The 13,945-nt window shown below is 46.5% G+C and carries 13 protein-coding genes; 5 read left to right on the top strand and 8 right to left on the bottom strand.

Features of this window, described 5'->3' with window-relative positions:
* Positions 1 to 50: 50 nt before the first annotated feature.
* Positions 51 to 878 (top strand): formyltetrahydrofolate deformylase, encoded by an 828-nt coding sequence (purU, locus tag ACZIX4_RS12705; RefSeq protein WP_463336015.1) that lies wholly within the window; start codon positions 51 to 53, stop codon positions 876 to 878.
* On the opposite strand, the gene ACZIX4_RS12700 is transcribed toward purU, so the two are convergent.
* The 8 genes from ACZIX4_RS12700 to metK form a co-directional block, all read right to left on the bottom strand.
* Entirely contained in the window at positions 879 to 1,904 is a 1,026-nt protein-coding gene (locus ACZIX4_RS12700; protein WP_463336014.1) for a hypothetical protein, read from the bottom strand.
* Complete coding sequence (locus tag ACZIX4_RS12695; RefSeq protein ID WP_463336013.1) at positions 1,882 to 3,498, bottom strand: FAD-dependent oxidoreductase; 1,617 nt, start codon at positions 3,496 to 3,498, stop codon at positions 1,882 to 1,884. The genes ACZIX4_RS12700 and ACZIX4_RS12695 overlap by 23 nt, the downstream gene beginning before the upstream one ends.
* Positions 3,476 to 4,996 carry a polyamine aminopropyltransferase gene (locus ACZIX4_RS12690; protein WP_463336012.1) on the bottom strand — a complete coding sequence of 507 codons (1,521 nt, stop codon included), beginning with the start codon at positions 4,994 to 4,996 and terminating at the stop codon, positions 3,476 to 3,478. Before ACZIX4_RS12690 ends, ACZIX4_RS12695 begins: the two co-directional genes overlap by 23 nt.
* Complete coding sequence (locus ACZIX4_RS12685) at positions 4,989 to 5,201, bottom strand: DUF350 domain-containing protein (protein WP_463336011.1); 213 nt, start codon at positions 5,199 to 5,201, stop codon at positions 4,989 to 4,991. Before ACZIX4_RS12685 ends, ACZIX4_RS12690 begins: the two co-directional genes overlap by 8 nt.
* Before the next feature lie 31 nt (positions 5,202 to 5,232).
* Entirely contained in the window at positions 5,233 to 5,430 is a 198-nt protein-coding gene (locus ACZIX4_RS12680; RefSeq protein ID WP_463336010.1) for a hypothetical protein, read from the bottom strand.
* A 3-nt stretch (positions 5,431 to 5,433) separates the two neighbouring features.
* On the bottom strand, positions 5,434 to 6,666 hold the full coding sequence (locus ACZIX4_RS12675) for a DUF4178 domain-containing protein (protein ID WP_463336009.1): 1,233 nt from the start codon (positions 6,664 to 6,666) through the stop codon (positions 5,434 to 5,436).
* A 3-nt stretch (positions 6,667 to 6,669) separates the two neighbouring features.
* Positions 6,670 to 7,029 (bottom strand): S-adenosylmethionine decarboxylase family protein, encoded by a 360-nt coding sequence (locus tag ACZIX4_RS12670; protein WP_463336008.1) that lies wholly within the window; start codon positions 7,027 to 7,029, stop codon positions 6,670 to 6,672.
* A gap of 138 nt (positions 7,030 to 7,167) precedes the next feature.
* Positions 7,168 to 8,418, bottom strand: a complete 1,251-nt coding sequence (metK, locus tag ACZIX4_RS12665) for a methionine adenosyltransferase (RefSeq protein WP_463336007.1) — start codon at positions 8,416 to 8,418, stop codon at positions 7,168 to 7,170.
* A gap of 807 nt (positions 8,419 to 9,225) precedes the next feature.
* On the opposite strand from metK, the gene ACZIX4_RS12660 reads away from it, so the two are divergent.
* The 4 genes from ACZIX4_RS12660 (at position 9,226) to ACZIX4_RS12645 (ending at position 13,909) form a co-directional block, all read left to right on the top strand.
* The gene (locus ACZIX4_RS12660) at positions 9,226 to 10,518 is read left to right on the top strand and encodes an O-acetylhomoserine aminocarboxypropyltransferase/cysteine synthase family protein (RefSeq protein WP_463336006.1); all 1,293 of its coding nucleotides are present in this window, start codon (positions 9,226 to 9,228) and stop codon (positions 10,516 to 10,518) included.
* 467 nt (positions 10,519 to 10,985) lie between these two features.
* Positions 10,986 to 11,966: an alpha/beta fold hydrolase gene (locus ACZIX4_RS12655; protein WP_463336005.1), complete on the top strand. Its 981-nt coding sequence runs from the start codon at positions 10,986 to 10,988 to the stop codon at positions 11,964 to 11,966.
* Between the two features lie 600 nt (positions 11,967 to 12,566).
* Positions 12,567 to 13,001 (top strand): OsmC family protein, encoded by a 435-nt coding sequence (locus tag ACZIX4_RS12650; RefSeq protein WP_463336004.1) that lies wholly within the window; start codon positions 12,567 to 12,569, stop codon positions 12,999 to 13,001.
* Positions 13,002 to 13,384: 383 nt separating this feature from the next.
* Positions 13,385 to 13,909 carry a hypothetical protein gene (locus tag ACZIX4_RS12645; protein ID WP_463336003.1) on the top strand — a complete coding sequence of 175 codons (525 nt, stop codon included), beginning with the start codon at positions 13,385 to 13,387 and terminating at the stop codon, positions 13,907 to 13,909.
* The last annotated feature ends 36 nt before the right edge of the window (positions 13,910 to 13,945 follow it).

The following is a 13,945-nucleotide window of genomic DNA, read 5'->3' as shown; positions in this document are numbered from 1 at the left end:
ATTCGTGGCTGAACCAAAAAATCTTTATATTGCCGAAAACTAACTCCATTATGGTTTTACTAATACAATGCACCGATCGCAAGGGCCTCGTAGCCACCATAGCCAATGTACTGGCCGAATATTCGCTGAACATAACCACCCTGCGCGAATTTGTAGACCAGGACAGCAACCAGTTCTTTGCCCGCTTTGTATGCGAAGGCAGTGCCGACTATACTTCGATTAAAACCGACCTTACCATAGCCCTGCCACAGGATGCGAGCATTACCATAAACCCAAACCCCGATAAAAAAGTAGCGGTACTGGTTACCAAAGAGTACCACTGCCTGAGCGATATACTGGTACGCAACCATTTTGGCACACTGGGTGCTTCGGTAGAGTGTGTTATAGGCAACCATCCGGATCTGGAGGATTTATGCAGCCGTTTTTCCATACCGTTCCATTTTGTCAGTCACGAAGGGAAAAACAAAGAAACCTTTGAGCAGGAAATCATCGGCACGCTGAACGGCTACACCTTTGATTACATTATCCTTGCGAAGTTTATGCGAATACTGTCGCCCGCGTTTGTAGCGGCCTATCCTATGCGTGTGATTAACATACACCATTCGTTTTTACCCGCATTCATCGGGGCGCACCCCTACCGAAAGGCTTTTGAACGCGGCGTAAAACTTATAGGCGCCACTGCCCACTTTGTAACCGACAGCCTTGATGAAGGCCCCATCATTTCGCAGGAAACCATTTCAGTAAACCACACTTTTACCCCTGCCGATATGGTTAAGGCCGGTAAGGAAATTGAGAAGTCGGTTTTGGCAAAGGCCGTACAGTTGGTATTGCAGGACAGGGTGTTTGTGTACGGAAACAAAACGGTGGTTTTTGAATAACTAACCTTTCTTGCTTTTCCAGATGAAGCCGTCTAAAATGTAGTGTGTAAACTGCGGTACGGTAAGCAATGGTACCAGCAGGAATTGCCAGCTTTGCATGGCACTGCCCAAGCCAACGTTAAAGTGGCCGTTCCACACAAAGATTTCCCAGAGGTATTCTTCCGAAAAAGCAAACAGCAGCAATACCGCCACATACGGGATAATGCCCCAATAACGTTTCAGGTAGCCGTAGGCGGTAGGCACAGGCTGCAATGGCTGCTGTATTTCCTTCAGGTAAATAAGCCCCATATAGGGTATACCATGCGAAATCACATTGAGAATTGTGAATACCAAATCGTTGTTATAGTATACAATACCGAAATACCACGACAAGACGGTACCGATTATGATGGCATTTTTAGGGATGTTAAAGTACTTTTGGCTAAAGCCAATGTAAGCCGTGCGCAGTACATAAAACGCGATTATACCATAGTACACCCACGTAAACACCTGTAGCACCTGCGGGTTTTGCCACGAGAAAAACTCATCCGGCATAAACCATGCGTATTGCCGTGGCGGGCTCATAAACCAGTACAACATAGGGTAGACTGTAGCCGCATAGATGGTGAGATTATCGGTATAGCGGTTGAGTTTCGTCTTGGGTTCCTTGCGGGCATACAGCCGCATAAAACCGTACTGCTGCCTGATGAAATGGAACACCGCCACATAGGCCATCGTCACCCAAAACACTTTACTGCCAAGCGAAAACAACACCAACCCGATTACAAAGCATATAACCGGCAATGCCAGCAACAGTCTTTTCCGTTCACGGAAAGCGGTGGGTACAAAATAGGTTTTAAACAGCGTGGCATACACGTGCGCCACATCAATAAATACCACAAAAAACAGCCAGGTATAAAACGAGTAATGGTTTTCCAGGCGGGTAAGCAGGGGCTGGCACAACAGCACTACCGCCAGCGTTACAAACGGCGGCGAAAGGATGAACAGGCTGTCGGTTTTGGCCTTATGTATCCACGGTTGTGCCATGCAGTAGCTGGTTTACGGCGTTAATGCCCTGATGGAACGCCTCTTCAAATACCGAAATACCCGAGAGGTCGCTATGGGCGTAAAATATTTTATTGTCAATCGGCATTGCGGCCTGCTGTTTTTCAGCCGAAGTTACAAAATCCGGTACAGGGCTTATCATGCCGTGGCCCAGGCGGTGGATTTGTATTTCATCGCAATAATCGCGCAGGCCGGGGTGTGCCTTTTCAAGGTCGGAAAATACAAAATCCTTCCAATACTCTGCATCACGGTTGTACAGTTCCTTACGCGATTTCTTTATATCAGCACCTGAAAAGCTGTAGTAATAGGTAATTACAATACGGTCGTTCAGCTGGTTTACGGTTTGCTGCTGGTCGTAGATATACCCTAACCCTTTACCCTTGTAAATCACGTTATCCCAACACAACGGGTACGAACCATCACTGGGCAAATCACGCAGGGTGAGCGTAGCCAGCAGCCAGGGCGCGTATGTAAATTTCTTTGTAAATGGTTTTCTATTGGCAAAAAGGTATTGGTTTACAAACTGCGGTGTAGCCATAATTACCTTATCGGCCTGTATGCGCACCGATTGTTTTTTACCGGCATCAAAAGCCAATACGGTCACACCTTTGTCATCCGTTTTTACGTCATATGCAAGGTAGTTCAGCAGCAGTTTATCTTTTACATATTCTTTTAAGTGTGACGCCAAACGGGCATTGCCTTCAGGCCAGGTAAGTACGCTGTCTTTGCTGTAGGCACTGTTTTTACGGGCGGCAAAATAGTGTACCCCAGCCCACGCCGATACGCCTGCAATGCCCAAACCATAGTCATCCCGGCAGCAATAGTCTACATATTCCTGAAGCGATTCATCGGTAAAATTATTATTGTCCAGCCATTGTTTCATGGTCAGGGTATCGAGTTGTTTTATTTCGGCATCTGATGAAGCATTACGGATTGGCAAATCAAACCAGTACTTGCCATCGGCTCCCCTGCCCTCACGGAAACGTTTCATTTCCGCGAAAAATTTGGAGAACTGCGCATCCTGTTCCTTTGTATTACCGTAGCGGGGAATCAGGTCTTCCTGCCAGGTATTGCGGTAGTACAGGCGTTCCTGCGGGTCGAAGCTCAGTTGTTCTTCATCAAACACGGGCAATCCTTTAGCATCAAAACCTGTAATGATTTTTGATTCCTGCAAAAAGCGAATCAGCTCGATATCGTGCGGATTGGGCAGCGGCAGGTAATGCGCCCCCATCGGATATTTAGAATACTTGTTTTCACCGTTAGACGAGTTGCCTCCGGCATGGTTTTCCATTTCCATGACCAGGAAATCGGTTATGCCTTTCTTTGTGAGTTGACGCGCAGCACTCAGCCCCGAAATCCCCCCGCCAATAATCAGGTAGGGAATAGTAAGTGTTTCGGTCGGTTTAGGGAAGTCTTTTGCCCACAGCCTGTGCCCCAATACATAACGCGTACCGGTAAGGCGCACCAGCATGGCAGCTACTTTTTGCCCACAAGCCTTGAGTATCGGCAGTGCCAATGCCCCAAGGGCTGCGAGCTTTATAAAGCCCCTGCGGTTATAGCCTGCCCCACTCTTCATCAAAATAGCGTACGAGGATTTGGTTATCAAGGCGGTTTACCTCAACATTGGCAGCCCGCATATCTTTTGTAAAGCCGTTAAGGCTGTTGAAGTTATAATCGTAAAAACGCAGCTTTTCATTAGCCTTACGCAGCGGTTTATTAAAGTTGGCAGTACCATTATTACCGGCAATGGTATAACCCCACTCGCCAAAGGATGGCACATACACGTGGTAGGCATCGGCTTTTGGCAATACCTGTGCTACGGTTTGGTTAATGCACCAAAATGATTTGGGCGCGAAATACGGTGAAGTCGTCTGGATAACTACCAACGCGTCGGGTGTTAAAACACGCTGCAATGCCCTATAAAAACTCAGCGAATACAGTTTACCCAGGCTGTAATTAGATGGGTCAGGAAAATCGATAATCACCACATCGTACTGCTTTTTGGTTTCCTTGGCCCAAATATAGGCATCGCTGTTTATTACGGTAACCTTAGGGTTGTTCAGCGAATTTTTATTGAAGCCCGTAAGTATGGTATTGGTCTTAAACAAATTGGTCATTCCCTCATCCAAATCGACAAGAGTTATGTTTTTCACCTCGGGATATTTCAATATTTCGCGTACCGCAAGGCCGTCGCCACCGCCCATAACCAATACATTTTCCACGCTTTTTGCAGCAGCCATAACGGGGTGTACCAAGGCTTCATGGTAGCGGTATTCGTCCATGGAACTGAACTGCAGGTTGTTGTTAAGGTACAGGCGGTAGTCGCTTTTGTTATGGGTAAGCACTATGCGCTGATAGGGTGTGGAATGGGTGTAAATGATGTTCTCCCCATACAGCTTACCCTCTGAATACGAAAGTATGTCTTCCGAAAAAATAAACACCGCCACCAGTATGGCAAAGCACAAAATGGCGCGGGCTTTAAGGAAGGCTACACGCTTCAGTTCCTTTTTCAGGGCAAAGCACAGCACCATGGCAATGCTTATATTTATCAAACCAAAGAACAGCGATGTACGGATGATACCGAGCTTTGGCACCAACACCAATGGGAATAATATAGATGCCAAAAGCGCCCCGATATAGTCGAACGTAAAGACATTTGACACCAGGTCGCGGAAACGCACACGGTCTTTAAGGATGTTCATAAGCAGTGGGATTTCCAGCCCTACAAGGCAACCGGTGGTGAATACCAAAAGGTACAATACCAACTGGAAATAGTCCACACTCTCAAACAGCACAAAAAGCAGTGCCGAGCTTAACCCGCCGATTAAGCCCACGAGCAACTCTATCTCTACAAAGGTGTTGAGCAGGTTACGGGTTATGAATTTAGAAAAATACGAGCCTATACCCATAGAAAACAGGTACACGCCTATGATGAATGAAAACTGCTTTACCGAATCGCCCAGCAGGTAACTGGCCAGCGTACCGGCCACAAGCTCGTATACCAGGCCGCAGGTGGCTATGGTAAATACAGCAAGGAGCAGCAGGATTTCAAAACTGAAAAACTTTTTACCCATGGATGGCCCCACTGATGATGATAGAAATGCCTATGATAAATGAGGCAAATACTATGGCCAGTGCCACGTTGTTGTTCTTTGAAATCTCGTGCCAGGTGTTTTCGGGCGTAAGTTTTTCAATGATGAAATACGCAATAAACAATATAATGATACCCAACACAGAGAATATCAGCGATGCGATTATTGGTTTATAAAATACTTCCATAAGCCTGTTTTATAGTTGTTTTTACAATGGTTTATTTATGATAAAATCCGTGCACACCACCGGCACGCGAATGCGTACGTGTAGGTTGGGATGCATATTTTTCGGTAGTCTCACAGTCGCAAATGCGCCCGCCGCTAAAGGCTGTGTACAGGTAGTACGCGTACACCAGCAGGGCAACGGACAGCGCTATAATGTTGGCCTTAAAAAAGCCTGAGTTCTTTATTTCCATACACTATTCATCAAAGGGTGAATAATCGCTGTCTTCCCAGCGCTTGCGTTCGTGGTAACCGGCCCATTTATAAATACCGAAAGCTGCCAATGCCATGAATATTACAGGGATAACCACATTGCGCTTACTGGGCGGGTTGCGCATTACACTTATATTTATAACAGTAGTTTTACCGTCCAGCACATCTTTTTGTGGGGTAAGTACCAGGTGGTAGCGCCCGGGGGCCACACCGCACAGGTTCATCTCTGCACTGTTATCACCTTCGCTCCAGTTTTCGCCGCCTTCATAGCCGTGGTAATATTCTATGTCTTTACCCGCATATTCCTCAGCACCGGTAGTTTCGTTTACAAGGCCCACGTCTACGTAAGCCCAACTGTTATCCACATCAGCGTTAAGGTTAACCCGCAGCGTACTGGCCGCCTCAGTTACCTCAAAAGGCTGGCTAACGTACGGCTTCTGGCTGTACGTACTGAAGGGCAGCCTGTCGGTAAGCAGGCTCTCCTGCACCTTATCTTTGTAAATATAAATATGGCTGAAGATGAGCAATAATGCGGTTATGGCAAAAATCAGCACCGTGTTTATAAAGTTTACCATACCGGGCTGTACCACGCCTACACCGCCCCTGTCGGGCATCCAGCTTACGTTAAAAGCTTTCTGCACCGTGCGCCACGGAATGTGTTTCCCCACAAAAAGGGTTTGCCCCTCTTCATCACGCTCAAACGAAATGATGTACGGAGGGTTGATGTATTCTACCATAGTTTGGTAGTTGAGCGGCAGGGCATAATCAAAAACACCTTCGGCATAGGCCAGTGTGGTTTTCTCATCGCCGTACAGCTTAAAGATACTCCCCTGATAATTTACTTTATCGGGGATATCCGAAATATCCAGTTCGGTTTGTTCTTCCAGCAGAAAAATCCAGTGGCCGTTGGTTTCGCTTAAATACGCCCTTTTGCCATTGGCTCCGTCCAGTATAAATTCCTTCCAGTGGTAGGTGCCCGCCACACGCTTTATCAGCATGCCCGTTACGGTATACTGCACCCCAAAAAGTTCTCCCGACTGTCCTACGTTAAGGCCAATCTTCTTGTCATAACCATAATCAAAATGCTTTATGATTTCGCCATTGGGGTTCTTTTTATACGAACTGTATGTGCTACAGTTAGGGCATGCAAAGTCTACCAGTGTAAGCTCCACCGGCAAAACCGTTACATGCTTGCATTTTATACAGGTAACTTCCATGGCTTAGCGGTGTATTTCGGTATCGTTAATAATAGCGCCGCCAAAGTAATCGGTATAGGCTTTTGCCACCGTACGTACCTTATCGCTGTTATCGGCCAGGTAATTGCACAGGTACACGTCAAGCGTAAGTTGGCTAAACTCGGGCCAGGTATGTATGCAGATGTGCGATTCCATAAGGCATACCGCAGCGGTAAAGCTACCGTTATCAAACACGTGGCTGGAGTACCCCACTTCTATAAGCCCATAGGCACGCAGCACGGCCAGGGTAAGCATCCTGAAGCCTTCCGGGTCGGTAAGTTTATCGGTAGTATCGGTTTTAAGGGTCAGCAGTTTGTGCAGGCCCGCCGAGTATTGATGTTGCATTATTGGTTAAGCGGATTTTTTCCAAAGATATTTTTTATCGGCAAAATAACAATGGAAGTGCAAAAATATTCACCGCATAAAACCAAAACAGCCCCGTTTTCACGGAGCTGTCTATATAAACTAAGATAAATATTCAAATTAAAGCGCAAAGGCCTCTTTAACTTTCTCTACGTAGTCAAGCTTTTCCCAGGTAAACAGCTCTACCTCTACCGTTTTTACCTCACCACCCGGCGAAGTAAAGGTTTTGGTAACCACCTCAGGCTTGCGGCCCATGTGTCCGTAAGCAGCGGTTTCGCTGTAAATAGGGTTACGCAGCTTAAGGCGCTGTTCTATAAAGTAAGGGCGCATATCAAAAATAGCTTCTACCTTTTTGGCTATTTCGCCATCGGTAAGGCTAACGTTTGATGTACCGTAGGTATTCACGTAAATGTTGGTAGGCTTAGCCACACCTATAGCGTATGATACCTGCACAAGGATTTCGCTGGCAACACCCGCAGCCACAAGGTTTTTGGCTATGTGACGCGTAGCATAAGCCGCGCTGCGGTCTACCTTGCTTGGGTCTTTACCGCTAAATGCACCACCACCGTGGGCACCCTTGCCACCGTAAGTATCTACAATGATTTTACGGCCTGTAAGACCGGTATCGCCGTGTGGGCCACCGATTACAAACTTACCCGTAGGGTTTATGTGGTAGGTAATATTATCGTTGAAAAGATACGCATACTGAGGGTTTTTCTCAATAATCCTCGGGATAAGGATGTTTAGTACATCCTCCTTGATTTTGGCAAGCATTGTAGGCTCATCGGCAAAATCATCGTGCTGTGTAGAAACCACAACAGCGTCTATGCGCACGGGCTTGTTGTTATCGTCATACTCCAGTGTTACCTGGCTTTTCGCATCGGGGCGAAGATAGGTAATCTGGTCGTTTTCGCGCCTAAGGGCAGCCAGTTCCTGAAGCAATTTGTGGCTCAGGTTAAGCGCCAGCGGCATGTAATCTTCGGTTTCGTTTGTAGCATAGCCAAACATCATACCCTGGTCGCCTGCACCCTGCTCCTCTTTGGTAGCACGGTCTACGCCCTGGTTAATATCCTGGCTCTGTTCGTGTATGGCGCTAAGCACACCGCACGAGTTGGCCTCAAACATATATTCGCTCTTGGTATAGCCTATTTTCTTGATTACATCACGTGCTATCTGCTGCACGTCAAGGTAGGTTTTGCTTTTTACCTCACCGGCCAGGATTACCTGCCCTGTGGTTACAAGCGTTTCGCAGGCCACTTTAGATTCCGGGTCGAAAGCAAGGAAGTTATCAATAAGTGCGTCCGAAATCTGGTCAGCTACTTTGTCAGGATGCCCTTCGCTCACTGACTCTGACGTAAATAAATATGCCATAGTATCGTCTACAATTTGGGACAGGATACGCTGCCTGCAACACGGCTAAAGGGAGGAGATTTCCTGCTTTAGCATTTTTTTGTGAGGTTGCAATCAGTCAAATCTGTCCTCATGAATTATTCGGCTGCAAAGGTATAAAGGTAAAACGAATAAAAAAAACATCAGGTTAATTTTTAGTTACGAAATATTTTATTAGTCTACTTAAATACTATAGTATTTAAAGCTTTCAAAATGAACCCTGTAAATGTTAAAATTTGATTTTTTGTTTGGCAGATTGAAAAATACTCCCGAAGTTTGCTGAAGAACAAAACGAAAAAAGAAGATGAAATTTACAATGTGCAATAGCTGCTGTATGATGTGGAAAGTTTCCGCGGAAAGCACCGTTGCATAATTTTAAAGCTCATTTTAAAAATATACACAAAGCCTTCCGCAACCCGGGAGGCTTTTTTTATTGGCCTGCATTTGGAAAAAGGCAAAAAGTACAAAACAAGAAAAATAGTACGAAAGAAGATTTAACTAACTCAATTTAACTGCCCTGCTCCCCTTAACCACTGAGGGGAGGTAACAGGGAAACTAAAAAAGAAAAAAATGACAAAGTCAGTTCAAAATATGGTAATGTGTTGTTGTATGATGTGCATGTGCACACCACCCCGCTATTACCATAAGCGAACGAGCCAGCCTGCATAAAAAACGCAGGTATATACAACTCAGAAGCCCCTTTGGTAACAGCACCAAAGGGGCTTTTTTATTTCCTAAATAATCTTAGTTCAGTTCAAATTCTATAAAAACATTAAAATTTCAAAAATCATGAGCACTCAAAAATTTTCTACAGCAGCACTACACGCCGGACACGATGTAACCAAAAACGGAGGAACACGCGCCGTGCCCATTTACCAGACCACTTCATACGTTTTTAACAACGCAGACCACGCCGCGAACCTGTTCGGCCTTGCCGAACCCGGCTTTATATACACCCGCCTTAATAACCCTACAAACGATGTACTGGAACAACGCCTTGCAGCCCTTGAAGGCGGTATAGGCGCAGTTGTTACCGCATCAGGCACCTCGGCACTTACCACTGCACTGCTGGTACTGCTAAGGACAGGCGACCATATTGTAGCCAGCAACAGCCTGTACGGCGGCACCTACAACCTGCTGAGTGTTACCCTGCCAAGGCTAGGCATTACCACCACCTTTGTAGACCCGGCCGACCCGAAAAACTTTACGGCGGCCGCCAAAGAAAACACCCGTGTGTTCTTTGCCGAATCACTGGGCAACCCTAAGCTTGATGTCCTCGACCTGAAAGCCATAGCCGATGAGGCACATGCGTTTAAGGTGCCGTTTATTGTAGACAATACCGTACCTACCCCCTACCTGCTGAACCCTATAGCACACGGGGCCGACATTGTTATCCATTCACTTACAAAATACATCACCGGAAACGGCACATCACTGGGCGGCGCCATTGTAGATGCGGGTAAGTTTGACTGGAGCAGTGGCAAGTTCCCGGAGTTTACAGAGCCTTCTGCAGGTTACCACGGGCTGGTATACCACGAAGCACTGGGCCCGGCAGCATTTATAGCCAAAGTACGTATTGAGGGGTTAAGGGATTTCGGGGCAGCACTAAGCCCGTTTAACGCGTTCCAGACCATACAGGGGCTTGAAACACTACAGGTACGTATAGAGAAACACAGCAAAAATGCACTGGCACTGGCCAAATGGCTGCAAACCCGCAGCGAAGTGGCGTGGGTGAACTACCCCGGCCTGGAAGACAGCAAGTACAATACATTGGCACAACAATACCTGCCGGAAGGCCAAAGCGGGTTGGTAACCTTCGGGCTGAAAGGCGGCTACGAAGCTGCCAAAAAAGTAGCCGATGAAACCAAGCTTTTCTCGCTACTGGCGAACATAGGCGATACCAAGTCGCTCATCATCCACCCGGCAAGCACCACGCACCAGCAGCTAAGCCCTGAGCAACAGGAAACTACCGGTGTTACACCCGACTTAATCCGACTTTCGGTAGGACTTGAGGATATTGAAGACCTGAAAGCCGATTTGCAAGCGGTGCTTGAGAAGATAGGCGCCCCGGTGAATGTGTAAGAAGAATAACGCAGAGATACACAGAGCAAGCACAGAGGTGCACAGAGTTAAAAAAATAAGCACTCTATTGCTCGCTTCTTCTCCGTGAATCTCCATACCTCTGTGTATCTCCGTGTAATAACTTCAAAAAGAAAAAATACTTCATAAATGTTTGTTACTGGTTTGTGGTAAAACCTCCCCCGCCTGTGCTCCTTATGGCGGGGTGGTTTTATATCAAAAACAACATCTGTGATAATAATATAACCACCCCGCCCTACGGGCACCCCTCCAAAGGAGGGGAATAGCTGCAAAGAACAGCAGAGTGGCATTCCCCTACTTTGGAGGGGTGGCTGAAAGCCGGGGTGGTTTTAAAAACCTGATAAAACACCTACAAGGTCTTAAAGACCTTGCAGGAGCCACACACAGCTCCTGACCTGCAAGGTTTGGAAACCTTGTAGGTCTTAAAATTCCCTTTAAAAAAAGAAAAAATGCCCGAGCTTAAAAACATAATTATCACCGAATGGCAACTGGTTAACGGCATCAGCCTGCAACTGGTAGCGCTGAGTTACCAAACCTTCGGGCCAAAAATAGGCACTGCACCCGTTATTGTGGTGAACCATGCCCTTACCGGAAACAGCAATGTTACCGGGCTTAACGGCTGGTGGAATGACCTTATAGGCCCCGCCCGCCCCATAGATACGCGCCACTACACGGTTATTGCCTTTAACATCCCCGGGAACGGGTACGACGGCATGCCGCAAAACCTGATTCACGATTATAAGAACATCAGCGCCCATGATATTGCCGCATTGTTTTGGCATGGGTTGAGCGAAATCGGCGTGCATTACCTGTACGCGCTCATTGGCGGAAGCCTGGGTGGCGGCATTGCCTGGCACATGGCGGCACAGAAACCGGGTGCTATAGCGCACCTTATCCCCGTGGCAACGGACTGGAAGGCGACGGATTGGGTGATAGCCAACACGCTGATACAGGACAGGATTTTAAACAACTCCAGCAACCCCATAGCCGATGCGCGCCTGCATGCCATGCTGCTGTACCGTACGCCGCAAAGCCTGCAACAGCGCTTTAACCGCGAGCATCTGCAAAGCACTTTTGAGATAGAGCTTTGGCTGGAACGCCACGGTAAAAAGCTGGAAAACCGTTTCACCCTGCCGTCGTACAAGCTGATGAACCACCTGCTGCGTACGGTAGACATAACCCAGGGTGGCAACTTTTTGGCTGTAGCCAAAAAAATAAAAGCCAGGGTGCACCTTGTAGCGGTAGACACCGACCTGCTGTTTACGCATGACGAAGCCCAGCTTACCTATGTATCGCTTAAAGCAGCAGGCGTTAAGGTGAGTTACCACGAAATACGGTCGGTACACGGGCACGATGCTTTCCTTATAGAATATGCGCAGCTGGCCAAAATACTGAAACCGGTGTTTGTGCAGGAGAGGGAATTAGTATAAGCTTCAAGGCATAAGGGATAAGGCAAAAGCCGATAGCCCACAGACTTATGCCTTTTGCCTTATCCCTCTTGCCTTTTTTAACACCAACAAATATTCACACTTATACTGATTTACAAATAAAATTCAAAACAAAAATGTTAAAGTTTAAAAAATAATTTTGTAAATTGAAAAATAGTTTAGATATTTGAAAATATAAAAATCAGGGTAAAAAGTTTATGAAACATACCATTTGCAATATTTCGGTTCAGGTGATGTGGAAACAATCCACTCTCAGGGGCTTTTTGTATACGGTTTAAATTTCATAACCATAAATAATACAAAGCCCCTGTACAATAAATACAGGGGCTTTTTTGTTAAGGATAATAAGACAATACTATAAAGAGATATGAACACGACAGTCAAACATATTAATTGCATGCAGCAGCTCATTTGCTCCCCATCGTGGCAGATGCAGGCGAAATATATGCAGTTACCAGAGGATTGGCCGTCGGTATAAACTTAGTTTATAATTCAGGTGCAAAGGCTCTTTTGGTAACATATTTCCGAAAGAGCCTTTTGTTTTTAACAGTAAATCCGGTTATCCATTTTAAATATAAGCCTATGAAAACTCAATCTGTAAACGTACTGGGCTACACCGGCCAAAACAGCCAGTTTGTAGTAAAAACATCTAATACCGACCTGCGTATAAGCCAAAGCGCTACGCAGTATGTACCGCAAACCCCAAACCCGTATGAGTATATACTGGCGGGCTTTGCAGGCTGCATCAACGCACTGGGCCAGACAGTTGCCAAGGAACTGGGTATTGTACTGAAGTCGTTACAGGTAGAAATTACAGGCAGCATGAGCGCCCTGCCCTCAGAGCGCCCCGGCTTCGACAAGATAGAGATAACCCTTAGGCCGGCTGCTGCGGCACCCCTTGCCACCCTGCAACGCTGGATGGACGAAGTACAGTTCCGCAGCCCGGTTTATGATACCCTGGTAAGCAACACCCCGGTAAGCCTTAACCTGTTTAAGGAATACACAGCGGTGAATTAACGTATATAAACTGCGGTTCTTCCATGTCGACCGGAACGCAGTGGAGCGGAGACATCTCGTATGACACAGAAATTTGAAAAGCAAGAGATTTCTCCATTACGCTTCGCTTCAGTCGAAATGGAAGAGAAAGCAGTTACGACTCATAAGTTTGTTTTAAGTTGTTTTTTGTTTGTTTGTTTGAGACCTGCCTTTGGGTCGGCACCAAAGGCAGTTTCTTTTTTAAGTGAACATAAAACTTTGCGGCTTAGCGTCTTTGCGAGGGATTTTTACCACAAGGAACACTAAGTTTTTTCACAGGGTTCACAAAGCAATGATGATTACCCAAAATACTATTAAAGAACACAAAGGCTTTCCTTCGGAAAGAAAAAATACACACTTATACTATGCCAAATACAATAAACATAGTGCTCTTCGGTATCGGAAACGCCGGGAGCGCCCTCATAAATAAAGTATTAAAAGGACGCGAGGATATTACCACACCCGCGCCCGATATCCGTTTTCCGGTGATTACTAACAGCAGTGTGGCCTTTTTTGAGAAAGACGCCGACGGCTATGCATGGGAAGCCAACTTTATACGTTTTGCCATTCCGTTTAAGATAGACGATGTGGTAGAGTATGTATTGGAGCACGACCTGCATAACGTAATTTTTGTAGATGCCACGCCAAGTGCCGAACTGCCTGCCGAGTACCCTACGCTGGTACGCACGGGCTTCAGCATTGTATCGATTAACGAAACGGTGCAGTACCTGCCTGAGAATTTCGAAAAGGGCATTAAGTTCCTTACCGAAACCCGCGGGTTGGGCTACCGTTTTATACCATCGGTACCGGGCGATGCCACTGCCGCAGGCGATGCGCTGTATGATGCCGTACTGCAAATTGCCGGAAAAACTAAGGAAGCAGCCGCATAGGCTGCTTTTCTGTTTTATATCTTTACCATACCAAAC

The organism is Flavobacterium niveum (assembly GCF_055231775.1).
Note: the sequence above shows the minus strand (reverse complement) of the source record. Positions and strands in the feature narration are given on the sequence as shown.